At 58.9% G+C, this 21,525-nt stretch carries 14 protein-coding genes; 8 read left to right on the forward strand and 6 right to left on the reverse strand.

The window, feature by feature from the left end; genetic code table 11:
* On the reverse strand, positions 1-1,268 hold a 1,268-nt coding region (locus ACTIEN_RS14910), incomplete at its 3' end, for an ATP-dependent metallopeptidase FtsH/Yme1/Tma family protein (RefSeq protein ID WP_439523940.1).
* Between the two features lie 311 nt (positions 1,269-1,579).
* A complete protein-coding gene (locus tag ACTIEN_RS14915) occupies positions 1,580-2,443 on the reverse strand; it encodes a universal stress protein (protein ID WP_439523941.1) in 864 nt (287 codons plus the stop codon).
* 208 nt (positions 2,444-2,651) lie between these two features.
* Here ACTIEN_RS14915 and ACTIEN_RS14920 point away from each other — a divergent pair, with 208 nt between their 5' ends.
* Positions 2,652-4,379, forward strand: a complete 1,728-nt coding sequence (locus ACTIEN_RS14920; protein ID WP_439523942.1) for a cation:proton antiporter — start codon at positions 2,652-2,654, stop codon at positions 4,377-4,379.
* Positions 4,380-4,529: 150 nt separating this feature from the next.
* On the forward strand, positions 4,530-7,232 hold the full coding sequence (locus ACTIEN_RS14925; RefSeq protein ID WP_439523943.1) for a cation-transporting P-type ATPase: 2,703 nt from the start codon (positions 4,530-4,532) through the stop codon (positions 7,230-7,232).
* A gap of 112 nt (positions 7,233-7,344) precedes the next feature.
* On the opposite strand, the gene ACTIEN_RS14930 is transcribed toward ACTIEN_RS14925, so the two are convergent.
* Positions 7,345-8,901, reverse strand: a complete 1,557-nt coding sequence (locus ACTIEN_RS14930; RefSeq protein ID WP_439523944.1) for a CRTAC1 family protein — start codon at positions 8,899-8,901, stop codon at positions 7,345-7,347.
* Positions 8,891-10,273: an ROK family protein gene (locus ACTIEN_RS14935; protein ID WP_439523945.1), complete on the reverse strand. Its 1,383-nt coding sequence runs from the start codon at positions 10,271-10,273 to the stop codon at positions 8,891-8,893. The genes ACTIEN_RS14930 and ACTIEN_RS14935 overlap by 11 nt, the downstream gene beginning before the upstream one ends.
* Here ACTIEN_RS14935 and xylF point away from each other — a divergent pair.
* From xylF to ACTIEN_RS14965, 6 genes are all read left to right on the forward strand, one after another.
* Complete coding sequence (gene xylF / locus ACTIEN_RS14940) at positions 10,273-11,286, forward strand: D-xylose ABC transporter substrate-binding protein (RefSeq protein ID WP_439523946.1); 1,014 nt, start codon at positions 10,273-10,275, stop codon at positions 11,284-11,286. The two genes, ACTIEN_RS14935 and xylF, sit on opposite strands and share 1 nt — an antisense overlap.
* A gap of 77 nt (positions 11,287-11,363) precedes the next feature.
* On the forward strand, positions 11,364-12,656 hold the full coding sequence (locus ACTIEN_RS14945; RefSeq protein WP_439523947.1) for a sugar ABC transporter permease: 1,293 nt from the start codon (positions 11,364-11,366) through the stop codon (positions 12,654-12,656).
* Positions 12,656-13,420, forward strand: coding sequence for an ATP-binding cassette domain-containing protein (locus tag ACTIEN_RS14950; protein ID WP_439523948.1), 765 nt, complete (start codon positions 12,656-12,658; stop codon positions 13,418-13,420). The genes ACTIEN_RS14945 and ACTIEN_RS14950 overlap by 1 nt, the downstream gene beginning before the upstream one ends.
* Before the next feature lie 78 nt (positions 13,421-13,498).
* Positions 13,499-14,806 (forward strand): xylose isomerase, encoded by a 1,308-nt coding sequence (gene xylA, locus ACTIEN_RS14955; RefSeq protein WP_439523949.1) that lies wholly within the window; start codon positions 13,499-13,501, stop codon positions 14,804-14,806.
* 24 nt (positions 14,807-14,830) lie between these two features.
* Positions 14,831-16,282: a xylulokinase gene (gene xylB, locus ACTIEN_RS14960; protein ID WP_439523950.1), complete on the forward strand. Its 1,452-nt coding sequence runs from the start codon at positions 14,831-14,833 to the stop codon at positions 16,280-16,282.
* Entirely contained in the window at positions 16,279-17,574 is a 1,296-nt protein-coding gene (locus ACTIEN_RS14965) for a cytochrome-c peroxidase (RefSeq protein WP_439523951.1), read from the forward strand. Before xylB ends, ACTIEN_RS14965 begins: the two co-directional genes overlap by 4 nt.
* Before the next feature lie 233 nt (positions 17,575-17,807).
* Here ACTIEN_RS14965 and ACTIEN_RS14970 read toward each other — a convergent pair whose 3' ends face one another.
* The gene (locus ACTIEN_RS14970; protein WP_439523966.1) at positions 17,808-18,797 is read right to left on the reverse strand and encodes an NAD(P)H-quinone oxidoreductase; all 990 of its coding nucleotides are present in this window, start codon (positions 18,795-18,797) and stop codon (positions 17,808-17,810) included.
* A gap of 64 nt (positions 18,798-18,861) precedes the next feature.
* Positions 18,862-21,525, reverse strand: coding sequence for an aconitate hydratase AcnA (gene acnA / locus ACTIEN_RS14975; protein ID WP_439523952.1), 2,664 nt, complete (start codon positions 21,523-21,525; stop codon positions 18,862-18,864).

The following is a 21,525-nucleotide window of genomic DNA, read 5'->3' on the forward strand; positions in this document are numbered from 1 at the left end:
TGACCCATCTCGTGCCAGGCTACGGTTTCGCGTTCGCGGGCGTTAAGTAGATGCCCCTTGCGCTCCATTCCCGCGACAACGCGTTCAAGGGCCGAGGTGATATCCTCGATTGCCACACGTTCGGCCCCACGCCTTGTGGCGTGAATCGCCGCCTCGTTTACCAGATTGGCAAGTTCTGCACCGGTAAATCCGGGTGTGAGGCCGGCCGCTGCATCGACATCCAGTCCGGGATCGACCTGAACCTTGCGCAGATGCACACGCAGAATCGCGGCACGACCGGTCTTGTCCGGACGGTCCACGACAACCTGCCGATCGAACCGTCCCGCACGCATCAATGCCGGATCGAGAATTTCTGGTCGGTTGGTTGCCGCCAGGAGCACGACCCGTTCGCGCGGATCAAACCCGTCGAGTTCTGCCAGAAGCTGATTGAGCGTCTGTTCTTTTTCGTCATGCCCGCCGCCAATACCACCAATGCTGCGGCGGCGGCCAAGCGCGTCCAATTCGTCGATGAAGATGATGCAGGGTGCGGCTTTGCGTGCCTGATCAAAGAGATCGCGCACCCGCGCCGCGCCCACACCTACGAACATCTCGACGAACTCGCTGCCTGAGATGGAGAAGAACGGCACGCCGGCTTCACCGGCGATGGCGCGTGCGAACAGTGTCTTTCCGGTGCCCGGCGGACCGGTCAACAGGATACCCTTGGGGATGCGGGCCCCGAGGCGGCCGTATTTCTCGGGTTCTTTCAGGAAGTCGACGATTTCCTTGAGCTCGGACTTGGCTTCGTCCACGCCCGCCACATCGTCAAAGGTAACGCCTGTGCTGCGTTCCACATAAACCTTGGCGCGGGATTTCCCGACATTCATCATGCCGCCCATGCCCTGCCGCTCGATCATTCCGCGCAGCAGGAAACTCCACAAGGCAAAGATCAGAAGGATCGGCACGACCCAAGACAAGATCGCGGTGAGATAAGTGTTTTGCAATGTGCCATCAAATTCTGCGCCTGATTGCTCCAGCCGGTCGGTCAGGTCAGGGGGCACGATGTTGGTGACAAATCGGGTGTTTCCGTCAATCGCGTCACGATAGCGACCCTCGACCTGTTCAGCGCGCACGGTGACCGAAGCGATGCGATCAGATTCAAGATGATCGAGGAAGGTGCTGTAGGGTATGCGTTCTGTGACCGAGGCCTGAGACAACCACGATTGCACGACCAGAAATGCCGTGAAGGCGGCGGCGAAATACCAGAAGTGGATCTGCTGCTTCTTGTCCACGGCTTTTCCATCCAATCTTTGTGCGTTCTGTGTCAGCGTCTGAACAGCCTGCCTGGGCGGAGCGATGGCGGCGATGACTGCGACCTGCGTGTCGGTGTTCCTGGCCCCTGGAAATGTTGCTCAATTCTGCCACGCTGCCCCTGATTTGAATCAAATCGGCACACAGAACCGTCACTCCCGGTGCGGCATGACGACGCTAAACTTGGACAATCGGCATCTGTGGGCCAAAGCTGACACGCCGCGCAGATCGCGAGTGGTTCCACATCACCTCCGGCACGCCGAGACGGTCGATGCGTAAGCCGAGTGGCGATTCAGTCTGCACACGCAGGCGGGATGGCAAGCACGTCGCATTCCGCCTTGCGTAGGACCGCTCCTGCCACGCTTCCTAAAAAGAATTTCGCAAGGCTGCTTCGCCCGTGGGTGCCGACCATGATCAGATCGACCTTCTCTGCATCTGTTGCCCTGAGTATTTCTTCGGCAGTTCCATGAAGTCCTTCGCGCAAGATTTGTCTTAACGACCGCCAGTTGGAGGCCTTAACAAACTCAGTGAGGTCGCGGGTGGCTTGCTTGCGCTCTTCTTTAAGGTAGTCTTCCCGGTCGTCTATCGGCAGCGTGTGTCCCATGGCGAGGCGGGTCGCCGGAGCGTTAAACACATGCAGGATTGATATATCACCCCACTGCGCGATCCCCAGTGCCGCGCAGGCGTTCACCGTCCCCTTTGCGCCGTCGGACAGATCGCTGGTCAGCATGACATGGTGATAAGGCCCCGTCGGCGGCGCATTGACCATAAGCACCGGGCAGGTCACGGAACGGATCGTCCGTTCAGCGGTCGTGCCGACGAACACATCGCGCAACGCGCGCCGCCGATGCGCCCCGATGACCAGAAGATCTGGGGACATTTCTTCAACCGTCCGCACGATCCCGGCAAACGGATCGGCCAGCACGACACGGGTCTGGCATTCAATTCCATCGACAGTTTGCACGGTGTTCTGCAATTCGCGCAGTAATTCAGTTGCAGTGTCGCGTTCAGCGTCAATGATACGTTTTGGTTGGTCATCATCGACCACATGAATAATGTTCAGCGCGACACCAAACTGCCGGGCTAGCAAAGTTGCCCGCCGGAGCGCCCGATCAGAGCGTTCGGAAAAGTCGGTGGCCAGCATGATCTCTTTCATGGATTGCTCCGTCTTGCAGCACAGTTTGTGACCCTCTCATTAAACCATGCAGGCCCAGAGTTCATCTTGATCAAGATCATCTGAAAATCATCAATTTTCGCTATGATAGAGAGAACCAAAGCGAACAGGCAGCTCCGATGACGCATGATACATATCAGATGACAATTTACGCCGCCAACCACCTCGATGCGGTGACCGGAAGCGCCTGATGGAAACGGTCATCCATTCGCCGTTCGCCGAAGTCGCCGTGCTTCTTGTCTTGGCTGCGATCATCGGCATGTTCGGCACCCTGCTACGGCAACCGTTGATCGTCAGCTTCATCGCTGTTGGGCTTATCGCGGGACCGTCCGCGCTTGATGTTGTGCAGTTCGATGCGCAGATCGACCTGCTGTCTGAACTTGGCATCGCTGTGCTTCTTTTTCTCGTCGGCCTCAAACTCGATATGAAGCTCATTCGCTCGCTGGGACAGGTCTCGCTCTTGACCGGCTTGGGGCAGGTTCTGTTTACCTCTGTCTTTGGCTATATGATCGGTCTCTCGCTGGGGTTGGGGGATATCTCCAGCCTCTATATCGCGGTGGCGCTGACCTTTTCCTCGACCATCATCATCGTCAAACTTTTGTCTGACAAGCGTGAGATCGACAGCCTGCACGGGCAGATCGCGCTTGGCTTTCTGATCGTGCAGGATCTCGTGGTTGTTCTCGCGATGATCGTGCTGTCGGCGATAGGCATCGGTTCAGCGACCGAGGGTGGCGGACACGGAGGCGGGTCGGTTCTCCTGGTCCTGACCTCTGGTGTGGCCATGGTTGGCCTCGTCATCCTTTTCGTCCGCTATATCGCCACGCCTCTGACGGAAAGGTTAGCACGGACACCGGAACTGTTGGTCATCTTCGCCATCTCCATGGCCGCAATGTTTGCTGCCATCGGCGAGAGTTTCGGCCTTGGCAAGGAAGTGGGTGGTCTGCTGGCAGGTGTTGCCCTTGCCTCGACTCCTTACCGTGAAACCATCGCCGCCCGGCTGGCTCCGTTGCGCGATTTTCTCCTGCTCTTTTTCTTCATTGCGCTTGGATCTGCGCTGGACCTGTCGTTACTGGGCGCGCATTTGGCAGGGGCTCTGGTCTTTTCGGTCTTCGTTCTGATTGGCAACCCGCTGATCGTTCTGGTGATCATGGGGGCATTGGGGTATCGCAAACGCACAGGCTTTCTGGCGGGTCTCACGGTCGCGCAGATCAGCGAATTTTCCCTTATCTTTGTGGCGATGGGCGTCTCCCTCGGCCATGTGCAGCAAGATGCGCTCGGACTTGTAACCATGGTCGGGCTGGTGACGATTGCGGCCTCCACCTACATGATCACCTATTCGCACAAGCTTTACGCGTTTTTCGAGCCGTTCCTTGGCGTCTTTGAGCGCCGTGGCACTCCGCGTGAACCCTCCGAGGCGGGGGCACATCGCGACGATGGTATAAAGGTGATTGTCTTCGGTCTGGGCCGGTTTGGGACCGCGATCGGGATGCGGCTGAAGAAACGCGGCATCAAGGTACTGGGTGTCGATTTCAACCCGCTGGCCATTCGCCGCTGGCGCGCCCTTGGTCTTGAAACCGAATTCGGCGATGCGACCGACCCAGAGTTTGTTGCCGGGTTGCCACTGCTGCAAGCGCAATGGATCGTCTCTACCTTACCGATCCATCCAACGGGTCTCACCCATGAGGACACGCGCAGCACGCTTATTCAGGTGACGCGCACCTCCGGATTCCGTGGCCGTATCGCGGTTGCCTCGCATCACTCGATTGATACGGACCAATTGTTTGCCTCCGGCGCTGATCTGGTGCTGGAACCTTTTCAGGATGCTGCCGATCGTGCCGTCGACCTGCTCTGCGGTGCTGAACAAGAGGAGCGGACAGAGATACCACGGATCGAGACAGAGGATAAGCAGAGCGCATAGATTGACTGGTCCGTGTTCCCGGAAGTCTTCGCAGACCTGTGCCTGCTTTGCGTGGACGGCATTATGGCGAACTCGGTCCTTGTGCGCAGGCAAATGAAATTCGAAGCGGTTTTTACAGATGTCGACGACAATGACTGAGAGGGCGGGCGGATGACGGATAACATGCACGACAAGACGCATGAAAGCGTACTTGAACGCCTTGGCTCGACACAGGCCGGCCTGAGCACGCAGGAAGCCACCCGCCGTCTGTCAGAATATGGCCCAAACCGTTTACCAGAGCCGCCGAGACGCAATCCGATCCTGCGGTTCCTCGCCCACTTCCACAACGTGCTGATCTACGTTCTGCTTGGGTCTTCGGTGGTTACGGCTCTGCTGGGGCATTGGGTTGATACCGGGGTGATCCTTGCCGTGGTGATCGGCAATGCGATCATCGGTTTTGTGCAAGAGGGTCGAGCCGAGCAGGCGATGGCTGCGATCCGCGAGATGCTCGCGCCGCATTGCGCCGTGCTGCGCGACGGGAAAAGGATCAGTGTCGACGCTGACGTACTTGTGCTGGGTGACATTGTTCTGGTCGAGGCGGGCGACCGGGTGCCTGCCGACCTGCGTCTGATCGAGGCACGCGGGCTCAAGGCTGAGGAAGCAATCCTCACCGGGGAATCCGTACCCGTGGACAAGGCGACCGCGCCAGCATCTGTGGATGCAGGGATTGGCGATCAATCGTCGATGCTGTTCTCCGGCACGCTCATCGCTTCGGGTACGGGGCGCGGAGTGGTCACTGCCACCGGTGGTGACAGCCAGATTGGTCAGATCAGCGGCATGCTCGGCAAAATCCAGACGCTGACCACTCCGCTCGTAGAGCAGATGGATTTGTTCGCGCGCTGGCTGACTGTGTTCATCCTGATCGTGGCAGCTTCGCTCCTGACCTACGGATATTTCGTGGGGCACATGCAATTCCGCGAACTTTTCATGGCAATTGTCGGCCTCTCTGTTGCGGCCGTGCCCGAAGGGTTGCCTGCGGTTCTGACAATCACTCTCGCGGTCGGCGTGACGGCGATGGCGCGGCGCAATGCGATCATCCGCCGCCTGCCTGCGATTGAAACACTGGGCTCGGTGTCGGTGATCTGCTCGGACAAGACCGGTACGCTCACGCGCAACGAAATGATGGTGGTGGCACTGGCAGCGACGGGGTGTGTTTTCTCGGTAAGTGGAAGCGGCTACGCACCGCATGGATCGTTGCGCTGGCGCGATGCTGATACGGACGCCAGTGAACATTCAGTGTTGTCTGAGTTTGCTCGGGTCGCAGCGCTCTGTAATGATGCCATGTTGCACACCCATGGTGACGACTGGCGGGTCGAGGGCGATCCAATGGAAGGTGCGCTATCGGCATTGGCTGGGAAGATTACGGGCGATGGGCACAAGTCGTTTGAAGACTGGGCGCGTATTGATGCGATCCCGTTCGATGCGGCGCATCGCTACATGGCGACGCTTGACCGTGATCCTGGTGGCAAAGGGTTTGTCCATGTCAAAGGCGCGCCAGAGGCCGTGTTGAAGCTTTGCGCCGACCAGCGCGGTGAAGCAGGCGCGACATTGCCGCTTGAAGAGCCCTTTTGGCATGCCAAGGTCGAAGAACTTGCAGCAAAGGGACAACGGGTGATTGCCGTCGCCACATGCACGGCACCCGCAGAACAGACCGACCTCACCGCTGAATGTCTTGACGGGAAGCTCAGCCTGATTGGTCTGATCGGGCTTATCGACCCACCCCGTCCCGAGGCCATCGCAGCTGTTGCGGACTGTCATGCCGCCGGAATCCGGGTCAAGATGATCACTGGCGATCATGCTGCCACTGCGCGCGCCATTGCCGGAATGATCGGGCTCAAGAACAGCGCGCGGGTGTTGAGCGGTGCCGACCTGGAGGCCATGGACGACGCTCTTCTGACAGAGGCTGCGGTCGCCACAGATATATTTGCCCGCACCTCTCCTGCGGACAAGCTGCGCCTCGTCACCGCGTTGCAGGCCCGAGGGCTGACGGTGGCGATGACCGGCGACGGGGTAAACGATGCGCCCGCCCTCAAACGTGCGGATGCCGGGATCGCCATGGGTCTCAAGGGCAGCGAAGCCGCGAAGGAGGCCGCTGATCTGGTATTGGCCGATGACAATTTTGCCTCCATCGCTGCAGCGGTGCGAGAGGGACGTACGGTCTACGACAATATCAAGAAAGTGATCAGTTGGACCCTGCCCACAAATGCAGGCGAGGCGATGACAATCATAGTGGCATTGTTCGCCGGGATGGCATTGCCGATCACGGCCGTTCAGATTCTTTGGATTAACCTTATCACAGGCGTAACCCTTGGTCTGGCACTCGCGTTTGAGCCATCGGAGCCCGGCACCATGCGCCGCCCGCCCCGTGCGCGAGGCGAACCGCTTTTGACTGGCACGCTGATCTGGCAGATTGTCCTGGTCTCAATGCTGATCTTGATGGCAGTCTTCGGCATGTATTTTTACGCGATCGACAAGGGCTATCCGATCCCTCTCGCGCAGACCATCGCTATGAACACCCTCGTCGTGCTTCAGATCTTCTATCTGTTCTTCATCCGCAACATCTACAGCACCTCGCTTACCTGGGTAGCAGCCAAGGGTACACCGGTCGTTTGGACCTGCGTAATCGCGGTAACTGCGGCGCAGTTCGGCATCACCTACCTGCCGCCGCTTCAGGCCGTCTTCGGCACCGACGCCGTGCCCCTTTTGGATGGAATACTGATCATTGCGATTGGTAGCGCCTTCTTCGCGCTGATCGAAACAGAGAAACAAATTCGGCTTGCCTTGCTGCCGGGTCATACAGATCAGAAAGCCTGACAGGATATCGGAAACCAAGTCGACGCACAGAATGAAAGTCCAAAGCCCTCTTGGGTGAGATTTGCCGACAGAACCCTCGCATCGCTCAAGCGCGGTCGAGTTGTCGTCATTATTACGGCAGGTTCCGCCCGTGGCTGAGCGTGCCCTGTTTGACAGTGAAGATCTGATTTGACTCGATAGGTCTCCAGTCAGTCTGCGTCCCGTCCGGCCAGACCAACCGCACCTCTGCTGTTTCGACAGCACCCAAACCGAAGTGGTGCAGACCGAGGTGGCCGCTTGCATGACCGCCGCCAATCGTGATTTCGCGTGTGTGTGTCCGGTCTTCGGTACGCACCTCGATGAAGCCACCAACAGCCTGTGTATTTGGTTCAGTGCCTTGCACTGCGACCAGCAGCCAGTTGCCGCCAGCCGTGACATTTTCGAACACTTCCATCGGGGCGCGGCGATTGATCACGGCGAGATCGAGTTGCCCGTCATTGTTGAAATCTGCCAGCGCCGCACCACGGGATCGGGCCATTGAGGCAATGCCTGCAACATTTGCACTTTCGACAAATCGTCCGTCATCGAGTTGCAAAAGAAGCGTGTTGGGATCCTGCATGGCAGCGTCCGGCATCTGCTCAACGTTGCCTTTCGCGACGAAAATATCGTCCAACCCGTCGGTATTCACATCCCCAAAGGCCGCGTGCCACCCGGTCGAGGGACGTCCGTCTCCGCCAATATGCGGTCTGTGGGCCGTGGTGCCTCGCTCATAGGTCGCATCACGCCAGGTGGGACCACCCGTTCCCGGATCAAAGACCTGAAATTTTTGGTCTCCCATCGAGGTGAGATAGACCTCCGGAAATCCATCACCGGTCACATCACGCGACGCGATGCCCATGCCCCAAAGCGCATACGGCTTCCAGCCTTCGTCAGCGGTGTAAAGTCGTGGTGTGTCCTCCATCGCCCACATCTGTTCCTGACCACCGCGCACATAGTAATGGCGGTCATTTGACACGCGCAAATCGGCGCGGCCCGTCCGGGTCCAATCTGAAAACAACATCGACAGGGCGCAATAGCCGGGGCGCAGCTCGGTCGGGGCTGAATAGGTGTTGCCCTCTGGGCGATACAGCAACGTGTCGTCACAAGCCTCGAACGGCCCATCGGGATCGTTGCGGTCGACATAGGTGCCAAAGGCAAGAGTGGGCAATGATTGCCCCGTCTCCCATGTCGCTGAAAAAGCCGTGGTCCAATGATCGCCAGACGAAAACCCCAAGGCCGATTCAAAGGGTCGGAATGTGCAATCCCCTTGTCCTTGCATCAAGACATCAGGTCCAACCCGCAATATTGCCAGGTCCAGTATGCCGTCGCTGTCCAGATCGATTGGGTATGCCCCAGTCACACCGCCAAGTGCCAATGCCTCGGGTGTATCCGCCTCGAAAGATACACCATCCGTGGACCGGTTGCGAAAGAGTGTCGAGGTATTTGCGCCGCCAGCCGCATAGAGCTCAGGCAAGCGGTCCCCGTCGCAGTCAAACGACGCCACGCCACCGCCGACAAAATGCTCCCAACCACCGTCGTACACATGCGGGGCGATGTCGATTGCCTTGAAACGCGGTTGGGCAGGCTCGGCCTGACTTGAATACGGTGTAGCGAAACCGGCCAGCACAAAGATCCAGGCTTTAGGCTGCATCCGATGTCCCCCGCTCTCGAATCTTAAGGATCGAAACCATCTCGATCCCATGCGCCGCCGCACCTTTGGCCCACATGCTCTCATCGAGATTGCGTACAGTCAAACCGGGAAGGGGCGCATCCACCTGGACGGTGTTGGAACGCAACGCCTCGAACATGATTTCGGGGTAGGGAGAATCGAATGGCGGGCGCGAACGCGCGACAACGATGTGTTCAGGATCAAATAGATTGACCAGATTTGCCAAGGCAACACCCAATATTTGTGAGGCACGTTTCAGAACTTGATGCGCCAAGGCATCTCCCTCGCGTGCCGCGTCGACAATTTCGGCGATTGATTTGGGGGCGTCGCTCTGACGTCCTGTCGACGCATCGCGCACCATGGCGTAGTCGCCAACATAGGCTTCCAGACAACCACGTTGCCCGCATTGGCACACCGCTCCATCGATCTGTACCTTTGCGTGGCCGAACTCGGCACCACAGCCACGCTCACCACGATACAATTCGCCGTCCAGAACGATCCCCATGCCGACCCCGTGTTCAACGGTTACGACAAGAAAATTGCGCAATCCGCGGCCCGCACCAAACAGATGCTCGGCTTTGGCCACGAGGTTTGCGTCATTGTCGATAAACGTCGGACAGGGCAAGTTCTCTCGAAACAAGGGATTAAAGTTCACGTTGCGTTCAAGTACCGAGGACGACCAATGCATGAAACCAGTCTGTCCATTCACAAAGCCGGGCATCCCCAAGGCCAGACCTGCGATCAACGCAATATCGACACCAAGGTGGTCGCAAGCCGCGACAAGCGCTGCGCGAACGGCAAGCACAAGTTCCCTTGCCGGCATACGCGACACGGAAAGCGGTGCTGCAAACGTGCCAATCTCGTCGCCTGTGAAATCGGCAATTACGACAAGTATGGCATGGCGCGAAATCTTCATTCCGGCGATAAGAAAAGCCGCGCCGTTGATTTGAAGCATCACGCGCGGGCGGCCTCGCTGCACCGTTCCTGAAGGGGCGCGCTCGACTTCGCAGATCAGCCCGGCCTCAAGCAATCCACCACAGGCGGACGTCACGGTCGCCGGGCTGCTTTCGAGCGCTCTGGCGATATCGGTACGGGAAATTTCGCGGTTGGCACGAATGCACTTCAGCACGCGCATCCGTGTCGCGTCGCGGGCGTCCAATCCCTGTTGTTCAAGCCAATCCATCGACATCCTGTCTTGATTACTTTGCCTTTCCCGCGAATCCCAATATTTTTTGACATGTGTGGAAAAATTAATTTTAGTCGGCGAAATAATTCTGCATGATAGGAATGTCAGCGCCGATTCGAGGTGGAACCTGTGGCGCCAAGACGCAAAAAACGAATGGGAGGACTTCAATGAAACTTATTGCCACCACTGCGATCGCCATGATGCTGAGCAGCGCCGCCTTCGCTCAGACCGTCGGTGTGAGCTGGTCGAACTTCCAGGAAGAGCGTTGGAAGACGGATGAAGCGGCTATCGTCGCAGCGATTGAAGCGGCAGGTGCCGAATACATTTCGGCGGATGCACAATCGTCCTCATCCAAGCAGCTGTCCGATGTGGAAAGCCTTGTCGCTCAGGGTGCAGACGTGCTCGTAATCCTTGCACAGGATACCCAGGCGATCATTCCGGCTGTCGATGCGGCTGCAAATGAAGGCATCCCCGTCATCGCCTATGACCGCCTGATCGAAGACTCGCGCGCCTTTTATCTGACGTTCGACAACATCGAAGTGGGTCGTATGCAAGCCCGCGCGGTCTTGGCTGTCCAGCCGACCGGAAACTATGTCATGATCAAAGGCTCGCCGACCGATCCGAACGCGGATTTCCTGCGCGGCGGACAACAAGAAGTGCTGCAAGCGGCCATTGACTCCGGTGACATCACCATCGTCGATGAAGCGTATACCGATGGATGGCTTCCGGCCAACGCGCAGCGCAACATGGAACAGATCCTGACCGCCAATGACAACAACGTCGATGCGGTCGTGGCCTCGAACGACGGCACGGCCGGCGGTGTTGTGGCTGCGCTGACGGCACAGGGCATGGATGGAATTCCGGTCTCTGGTCAGGATGGCGATCATGCGGCCCTGAACCGTGTCGCCAAAGGGACGCAAACAGTGTCTGTCTGGAAAGATGCCCGTGACCTCGGCTCTGCGGCTGGCGAGATAGCCGTCGCGCTTGCTGGCGGTACCGACATGGCCGACATTGAAGGTGCACAGGAATGGACCTCGCCGGCCGGCACGACGATGACTGCCAGATTCCTCGAACCCGTACCGGTGACGGCAGACAATCTGTCGGCCGTTGTGGACGCGGGCTGGATCGAACAGGATGCGCTCTGCCAAGGTGTCACCGACGGCCCCGCGCCTTGTAACTGATCCAATCAACGGAACTCGCGCGATCCCCGCCAGTACAGTGGGGGTCGCATAATTCCTTTCCAATATCCGAGGTCACCATGGCAGAGGCCAGCGAGACCGGCACGTCGACAGGGCGTAAGAGCATTTTCAAGACACTTGAATTCGACACCCGGCTTCTGGGTATGATCGGTGCGTTCATTCTGGTGTGCATTGTGTTCAACATCCTGACAGACGGCCGCTTTCTTACCCCACGCAATATATTCAATCTGACGATCCAAACCGTTTCTGTAGCGATCATGGCCACCGGCATGGTCTTTGTGATCGTCACCCGACATATTGATCTGAGTGTAGGCGCACTGCTTGCGACCTGTTCTGCCATCATGGCGATGACGCAGACGCAAATCCTGCCTGGACTGGGGCTGGAATACGGCAGCGCGCTTATTGCGCCCCTGGCAATCGTCGTTGGTCTTGTGGCAGGCGGTCTCATCGGCGCGTTTCACGGCTGGATGATCGGGTACCTGACGATCCCCGCATTCATCGTGACATTGGGCGGATTCCTCGTCTGGCGAAACGTCGCGTGGTATCTGACAAACGGGCAGACCATCGGTCCGCTTGACGAAAACTTTCAGATGCTTGGCGGCATCGGCGGAACGATGGGCGAAACCGCAAGCTGGATCGTCGGAATCCTTGCTGTCGCCGCTGCATGCTATGCGATCTGGCAAGCGCGCCGCGCTCGTATCTCGCATCAATTTCCAGTCAAGCCTGTTTGGGCAGAAGGTCTGCTCATGGCGATTTCAGCGGTTCTGATCCTTGCCTTTGTCGCAACTCTCAACGCCTACCAAGTGCCGTCCCGCGTGCTTGCCCGCAGCTTTGAAGACCGCGGCGAAGTCATGCCCGAAGGATTCACCCAAGGCTATGGTATTCCCTTTTCGGTGCTACTGCTTATCGCCGTCGCTGTGGTCATGACGCTGGTTGCGCGGCGCACGCGCCTTGGCCGCTATATCTTTGCAACGGGTGGCAACCCTGACGCGGCCGAACTTTCGGGCATCAATACCCGGCTCCTGACGGTAAAGGTCTTCGCCATCATGGGCGTGCTCTGCGCCCTGGCCGGTCTTGTCGCCTCGGCACGCCTGTCGTTCCACTCGAACGACATCGGCACGCTGGACGAATTGCGCGTGATCGCCGCGGCCGTGATCGGCGGTACAGCGCTCGCCGGTGGACTTGGAACGATTTACGGTGCCATTCTTGGTGCGCTGATCATGCAAACGTTGCAATCAGGCATGGCTATGGTCGGTGTCGATGCGCCGTTTCAGAACATCGTCGTGGGTGGCGTCCTCGTGTTTGCCGTGTTCATCGACATTCTCTATCGCAAACGGACAGGAGAGGGCTGATGGTTGACAGAACTGGAACCCCGCTTGTCGAGATGCGCGACATCTCGGTGTCCTTCGGAGGGATCAAGGCGGTCGATCATGTGACTGTCGATCTTCACCCTGGAGAGGTTGTCGGCCTTCTTGGTCACAACGGGGCGGGAAAATCGACGCTGATCAAATGCCTGTCTGGCGCCTACAAGATGGATGCCGGCGAAATCCGGATCGACGGAGAACTTGTCGATATCCAGAACCCGCGGGACGCGCGCAAACACAACATCGAGACGATCTACCAGACGCTTGCGTTGGCGGATAATCTGGATGCGGCGTCGAACCTGTTTCTCGGCCGCGAGCTTGTGACCCCTTTGGGCTTTGTCAACGACGCTCAGATGGAGGCGGAAACGCGCAAGATCATGGGGCGTCTCAATTCGAACTTCAAAAAGTTCAAAGACCCGGTGAAGGCACTTTCAGGCGGGCAACGCCAGTCGGTGGCAATCGCCCGCGCCGTCTATTTCAACGCACGCATCCTGATCATGGACGAACCGACAGCCGCACTTGGACCGCAGGAAACACAGATGGTCGCCGAGTTGATACAACAACTCAAGGAACAGGGCATCGGCATTTTCCTGATCGAACATGATGTGCACAGCGTCATGGATCTCTGCGACAGGGCGTCGGTCATGAAAAATGGTCAGCTTGTCGGCACGGTCAACGTGGACGAAGTGACGGACGAAGACATCCTGTCGATGATCATTCTGGGCAAGAAACCCGAAACCGCCGCCGCCTGACCCGAGCGCCATTCCGAAACAGTCAACGGCACCCGGCAAATCCGGGTGGCCTGACATATCACGACAAGGACCAACACGATGAGCACAGGCTTTTTCGACGGTATTCCCGCCATTGCCTACGAGGGGCCGGACAGCACGAACCCGTTGGCCTTTCATCACTACAACCCTGATGAAATGATCATGGGCAAATCGATGGCGGATCATCTTCGTTTCGCCGTGGCCTATTGGCATTCCTTCGCGTGGGAGGGCGGCGATCCGTTCGGCGGTCCGACATTCATCCGACCGTGGCACCCACAGGACGACATGGGTCGGGCGAAAATGAAAGCCGACGTTGCATTCGAGATGTTCGATATTCTGAACGTCCCGTTCTTCTGCTGGCATGATCTGGATCTCCGACCGGATCAGGGGGACTTTGCGGGCAACCTCTCGACCCTGAACGAAATCACCGATTACATCGGCGAAAAGATGGACGGTTCCGGGACAAAGCTGCTCTGGGGGACCGCCAACATGTTCAGCCACCGGCGCTGGATGGCGGGCGCGTCGACCAATCCCGATCCGGATGTCTTCGCTTTTGCGGCGGCCACTGTGAAATCCTGCATGGACGCAACCCACAAACTGGATGGCCAGAACTATGTTCTCTGGGGCGGGCGCGAAGGCTATGAAACGCTGCTCAATACCGACCTGAGCCAAGAGCTTGACCACATGGGACGCTTCCTGAGCATGGTGGTGGAGTACAAGCACAAGATCGGCTTCGAGGGGCAGATCCTCGTGGAGCCGAAACCGCAGGAGCCATCGAAGCACCAGTACGACTTCGATGTGGCCACCTGCATCGGATTTCTGCGAAAATATGGGCTCGAAAATGAAGTGAAGCTGAATATCGAACAGGGCCACGCCATTCTTGCCGGTCATTCGTTCGAACATGAACTGGCGCTTGCAGCAAGCGAAGGGATGCTCGGCTCCATCGACATGAACCGCAACGATTATCAATCCGGGTGGGACACGGATCAATTCCCCAACAACACGCCCGAAGTTGCGTTGGCGTATTATCACGTTCTGAAGTCAGGTGGCTTTTCCAAGGGCGGCACCAACTTCGATGCCAAGCTGCGCCGCCAGTCGATTGATGCAGAAGACCTTATTGCGGCGCATGTGGGCGGTATGGACATCTGCGCCCGTGGCCTGAAAGCCGCTGCAACGATGATCGAGGATGGCGGCTTGGACACCGCCATGTCCGAACGATACGCCGGTTGGGAAGCTCCAGAGGCACAGGCAATGCTGACAAGCGACCTCGCCGCGATCGCGCAGCGCGTTCAGGATGAGACCATCAATCCCGAGCCTCGCTCCGGGCGTCAGGAACAATTGGAAAACTACGTCAACCGCTTCGTATAAATTCCCGATCAGAAGGACGTGGGTATGTATCTTGGACTGGACCTTGGCACTTCTGGTCTGCGGGCCATCCTGACAGATGTGGGTGGAAACGTTCTGGCCGAGGCAGACGCGGCGTTCGACGTTCACCATCCCCACGCCGGATGGTCGGAACAGAATCCCGCCGACTGGGTAAACGCATGTGCGGCGACCGTGGCCAAAATCCGGTCAATCGCGCCCGACGCCTTTGCGGCGCTCAAGGGGATCGGACTGTCCGGCCACATGCACGGCGCGACTCTCATCGATGCGGATGACAGGGTTTTGCGACCCTGCATGTTGTGGAACGACACCCGTTCGATTCACGAAGCCGCAGCGCTGGATGCCTTACCGGGCATGCGCGACATCACTGGCAACATTGTCTTTCCGGGGTTCACCGCACCCAAGCTGGGTTGGGTAGAGGCCAATGAGCCGGACATTTTCGACAAGGTTGCCAAGGTTCTGTTGCCGAAAGATTACCTGCGTCTCTGGCTCACAGGTGAACACATTTCAGACCTCTCGGACAGTGCGGGCACAGCCTGGCTTGATGTCGGTGCACGACAGTGGTCACAGGTGGCTCTGGACCACGGTCACATGCGCCGTGACCAGATGCCGGACTTGGTCGAAGGGTCTGCGATTGGCGGGCAGCTTCGTTCGGAACTGGCGACGGACTGGGGCCTGTCGGGTACGATCGTTGTGGCAGGCGGCGCAGGAGACAATGCTGCCGCAGCCTGTGGGATCGGCGCTCTTGGCGAAGGCACGGGCTTTGTCTCGCTCGGGACGTCGGGCGTGCTGATGGCAGGCCGCGATCAATACGCGCCAAAACCGGCCTCAGCGGTGCACAGCTTTTGCCACGCAGTTCCCGGTCGATGGTATCAAATGGGGGTCATCCTGGCCGCAACAGATAGCCTGAACTGGCTTGCCCATGCCTTGGATAAAAGCCCGGCCGATCTTTCGTCCGCGCTGCCCGACAAGGCCACGGGGTGCTCTGCGGCGCTCTTTTTGCCCTATCTGTCGGGCGAACGGACCCCGCATAACGACAGCACCATTCGCGGCGCATTCATCGGCCTTGATATCAACATGGATCGCACAGACCTGACCCGCGCCGTGATGGAGGGCGTGGCCTTTGCCTTGCGTGACAGCTTGGATGCGCTGAAAAGCACCGGGGCCAGCTTTGACACACTTTTCGCAATTGGCGGCGGTGCTAGGTCGCGGTTCTGGCTCACGACCCTGGCCAACACCCTGGACGTGCCACTCTCCCTGCCGGCCGGGAGCGAATTGGGGGCTGCGAAAGGAGCCGCGCGTCTGGCCATCTGCGCACACTCCGGACAGGATCCCGCCGATGTTATGGTCCAGCCCGGAACGGCCGAAGTGATCGAGCCACAGGCCGATCTGCGCGGCTCTTATGAAGATGCCTATGAGCGTTACAAGGCGGTCTATCCCGCGCTTTCGGCGCTCAGATGATCCGCATTTGCTCCGCCATCCTGTCTGTCTGGGTAAGCTCAACCGCCGTCGCACAAGACCTGGGCCCCCGTCCGGTTTTCCCGGAACCCCAGTCGGGTCGCATAGAACTTGGTTGGCTCTTGTTCTATGATCCAATCATTTCGGGAAATAAATCAGTCAGTTGCGCGACGTGTCACCATCCGGAATTTGGCACGTCCGATGGTGTTTCCCTCGCCATCGGCGATGGCGGCATGGGACTTGGTCCTGACCGCAAGCCAGACCCCGAGAACCCGCCCGAACAGCGCATTCCCCGTAACGCGCCGGGTCTGTGGAACTTGGGCGCAACCGAATTCACCCGCTTTTTTCACGATGGGCGCCTGGAGCTCGATCCTGCCAAACCCAACGGCATTCGCACTCCGCTGGGCAGCGATATGCTATCCGGCTTTGACTCACCTCTCGCGGCACAAGCCATGTTTCCGGTTTTATCGGGGGACGAGATGGCCGGACACTTGTCAGAAAACGATATCAGCCGCTCAGTCCGCCAAGGCTTGCTGTCCCAGCCCGGCGGCGCATGGGAAAAAATCGCATCCCGCGTTTCTGATATTCCCGAATACAAAGAGCGGTTTGCCGGGGCGCTGCCGGGTGCGGACATCACGTTTGCCAATATCGCAAATGTCATCGCTGACTTCATTGCCTTCGAATGGCGCGCGGACAATGCGCTTTTTGACCGAGCAATGAAGGGCGATGCCGTTTTAAACCCGAAGGCCTCACTGGGCATGAGCCTATTTTACGAAAAGGCCGGCTGTTCGTCGTGCCATTCCGGATGGCTGCAAACGGACCATGCGTTTCATGCGATTGCCCTCCCGCAATTCGGCCCCGGCAAAGCCGCCCGTTTTGAAGCCCATGCGCGGGATGATGGGAGGAAGCGTGTCACGGGCGATATTGCAGATGCCTTTGCCTTCCGCACACCCAGTTTGCGCAACGTGACCCTGACTGCACCCTACGGTCACAACGGGGCGTATGCGACGCTCGAATCCATGGTGCGTCACCACCTTGATCCGGTGACATCGCTGAAATCCTATACTCTGGATCAGGCCATTCTACCTTCGCTGCCGAACGCCGATGACACGCGCATCATCGCCAATTCGTCAGAGATCGAAGCCATCGCTGCAGCCAACGACCTGGCTCCAAGATCGTTGACCGATGCGGAAGTCGACGCGCTCATTTCCTTTTTGGAGACACTGGAAGACCCAGCGGAACGCCTCGGCATCCCCGAAGCAGTACCCAGTGGCCTACCGGTAGTCGGGCGCTGAGGAGTGGTGCATCGAAGGCACGAACCCTCCAAGTCTTGTCCGGTCCTCTTGAGTACCTCACCTAGCATTTATTGGTTTTGCCTTCGATAGATGGGGTCGGTTCCGTTAAGTCCATTCAGCCATGAGAGCTTCGCGCCACCGACGCGGAATCAATGCAAGGAGGAGGAGCGGGTGGACCAATGACCGGGCCGCATGGGCGCGGATGGCTTTCCGGTGCTGGCCCTGCCTCGGATTTACTCGGCCGAAATGTCCAGCAGGATCTTGCCAATATGCGCAGAGCTTTCCATCAATTCATGCGCGTCCGAGGCAGCCTGCAACTCGAAGACGCTATCAATGACCGGCGCGATCTGGCCACTCTCCAGCGCTGGCCAGACGTGCTTCTCCAGTTGCTGCGCAATTTCGAATTTGGCCAGGTCAGATTGCGGCCGCAAGGTTGAGCCGGTGATCGTAAGTCTGCGCATCATCAGGGGGGCGAAGTTTATCTCAGCCTTGGGGCCGGTCAGGAACGCGATCTGGACCAGTCTTCCATCTTCCGCGAGTGCGCGCAAATTGCGCTTTATGTAGTCGCCCCCAACCATATCGAGGATCACATCGGCGCCGCCCGCATCGGTCACGACCTTGACGAAATCCTCGTTCCGGTAGTTGATCGCGCGGGTTGCGCCCAGCTTTTCGCAGGCGGCACATTTTTCAGCGGACCCTGCAGTGGCAAAGACCCGAGCGCCGAACAGCCGTGCCAGTTGAATGGCGGTTGTCCCAATGCCAGAGGAGCCGCCGTGAACGAGGAAGGTCTCGTCCTTTTTCAGGGCACCACGCATGAAAACGTTTGACCAGACAGTGAAGAACGTCTCAGGCAGACCCGCAGCATCGCGCAAGGACATTGCGTCGGGAACAGGCAGAACCTGCCCGTGATGCGTGGTGGCATATTCGGCATAGCTGCCACCGGGAAACAATGCACAGACGCGATCGCCGGGTTTCCAGCGCGACACCTGCGCGCCAACGGCGACCACAATCCCGGATCCTTCCAGACCGGGCAGGTCCGATGCCCCTTTGGGCGGATCATAAGCCCCCGCACGCTGCAAGGCGTCTGGTCTGTTGACCCCGGCATGGGACAGTTTGATCAGCACCTCGTCTGCGCGCGGGGCGGGCAAGGGGCGGATCGCAGGTTTCAACACCTCCGGGCCGCCGGGGCATGTGATCTCGATCACCTGCATGGTTTCGGGCAAGCTCATTGGTCGTCTCCTCTTTTGCTTTCGAGATATGTCCGGTGGTCTGGGCTGGAACGCGCTTTCATGCGGCCATGAGTTTGGCCATCATATGGGGCAGCAGTCCGCCGCGTGACAGGATGTGAACCTCGCTCTCAGACGCGATCTGCGCGATCAGGACAAACTGGTGCGGGCTGCCGCCGGGCAAGTCGTGGTGCAAGATCACCTCGCAATGCGCATGCAGCCCAGAACGCGGCATCTCCAGTGCGAACACGGTGTCATCCGTCACACCGAGGTCATGGCGCGTCATCCCCACGGGAAAGGTCAGCGGTAGTATTCCCATACCCACAAGGTTGGTGCGGTGAATGCGCTCGAAACTTTCGGCAAGAACTGCGCGCACCCCCATCAGCGTCAGCCCCTTGGCCGCCCAGTCACGCGATGACCCCTGCCCATAATTTCGACCGGCAATAATGATCAGCGGCGTTCCCATCTGGCGGTAGCTTTCGCAAACCTCGTAAACGGTCATGACACGACCAGATGGCGCATGACGCGCGTGATTGCCGCGCGTTCCAGTGACCAACTCGTTGTTCAGCAGGGAGTTGTCGAACATGCCGCGCAGACAGATCTCGGGGTTGCCGCGGCGGGTGCCGAAATTTCCAAGCCGTCCGGGGTCGGTGCCCTGATCTTGCAAATACCGACCTGCCGGGCTGTCTGTGCGAATTGCCCCATTGGGAGAGATATGATCTGTGGTGATCGCATCCCCCAGCATCAGAAGCGGTCTTATGCCATCAATCCGCCCGTTCTCGGGACGGCCGACGTCCAGAACTGCATCCAGCGTCGGAAAGGGCGAGGGCCGGATGAAGCTGCTGGTGTCATCCCAAGGGAACCTCACTCCTTGGGGCGCTTTCAGAGCATCCCAGGCGTCGGTTGTTTCCATGCCGGATGCGTAGCATTTTTGGAACCTCTCGGCCGTGACATATTGCGCAACAAGGGCCGATATTTCCGCCGCATCGGGCCAGATATCCGCGAGGAAAACCGGGTTTCCGTCAGGGTCGGTGCCAAGTGACGCGGAGGTTAGATCGCGTGTCACGCTTCCTGCAAGTGCGGCCGCGATCACCAACGGTGGCGATGCGAGATAGGCGCCCTTTGTCTGCGGATGAATGCGCCCTTCAAAGTTGCGATTTCCCGACAATACCCCGACGGTACAAAGGGTGTCCCGCTCTATCCGGGCCTGAATATCTGGCGCGAGCGGGCCGGAATTGCCGTTGCAGGTGGCACAGCCATAACCGACATTGTGGAAGCCCAGTGCTTCCAGATCCGCCATCAGTCCTGCATCGGTCAGGTAATCTGTGACCACGCGTGAACCGGGCGTGAGCGAGGTTTTTACCCATGGGCGTGGCGACAATCCCGCCGCGCGGGCTTTGCGTGCCAACAGGCCGGCGGCGATCATGACCTCCGGGTTCGAGGTGTTGGTGCAACTGGTGATCGCGGCAATGACAACGGCGCCATGATCCAGAGACCCGCTGTCGCTTGCGGTAGCTTCGGGCGCGATCTCGCGCATTCTTTCGTCAAAGCTGGAGGGCACATCGCATAGGGCAACGCGCTGGTCAGGGCGGGTGGGTCCGGCCATGCTTGGAACAACTTGTGACAGGTCGAAGATATGTTCTTCGTCAAAATCCAGGGTAACCGTGTCGACCGTCTCGGGGTCTTGCCACAGGCCCTGCGCCTGCGCATAGGCCCGCACCCGCGCCAGATGCCGTGCATCGCGCCCAGTCATGCGCAGGTATTCCAGCGTCAGCCCATCAATGGGGAACCAGGCACAGGTTGCGCCGTATTCGGGGGCCATATTGGCAATCGTAGCACGGTCTGCCAAAGGCAACTGGCTGACGCCCGCTCCGTGAAATTCCAGAAAAGCACCGACCACGCCCACGGCGCGCAGCTTTTCCGCCACATGCAGCACCAAGTCGGTTGCGGTTGTTCCGGCGGGTCTGACCCCGGTCAGGCGTATGCCAACAATCCGAGGCGCACCCATCTCCAGAGGTGTCCCAAGCATGGCCGTTTCTGCCTCTATGCCACCAACGCCCCAGCCCAGAACTCCCAAGGCATTGACCATCGTGGTGTGGCTATCGGTTCCGATCATGGTGTCGGGGCGAGCCAGCCTTGTGTCGGGGTTCAGGGTCACAACATGGCTTAGCCATTCCAGGTTGACCTGATGCATGATCCCGCGACCGGGCGGAATGACGCGAAACCTGCTGAAGCTTTGTTGACACCACTTGATGAAAGCAAACCGCTCTGCGTTGCGTTCGAATTCGGCCTGCTGGTTGCGCGCGTAGGCCTCGGGATTGCCCGAGAACAACACGTTCAGGGAGTGATCGACAACGAAATCCACCGGGATGGCAGGGTCCAGCAACACCGGGTCACGGCCTTGTTCGGCCAGTGCATCGCGCATCGAAGCCATGTCGGTCATCAGCGGGATACCCATGAAATCCTGCAAAAGCGCGCGACCGGGCGCGAATGAGACAGGCAGCGTTGGCGCGCGCGTGATCAGGGCGCTGATCTGGGCGCGCGCCTGAGGGGCGGGCAGGCGGAACAGGATGTCCTCTGCCATCACCTTCAGCGTGCGCGGCAGCCGCGAGATGGACCCGAATCCAGCCGCTTCCGCAGCCTCAAGACTGAGATAGCTCATCGGTTCTGACACACCGTGCAGCTTGGCAACAAATTCGGGGTTGGCGGGGAGGGCATAGGTCAC

Source organism: Marivita sp., assembly GCF_051859345.1.
In the GTDB taxonomy this organism is placed as follows: domain Bacteria; phylum Pseudomonadota; class Alphaproteobacteria; order Rhodobacterales; family Rhodobacteraceae; genus Marivita.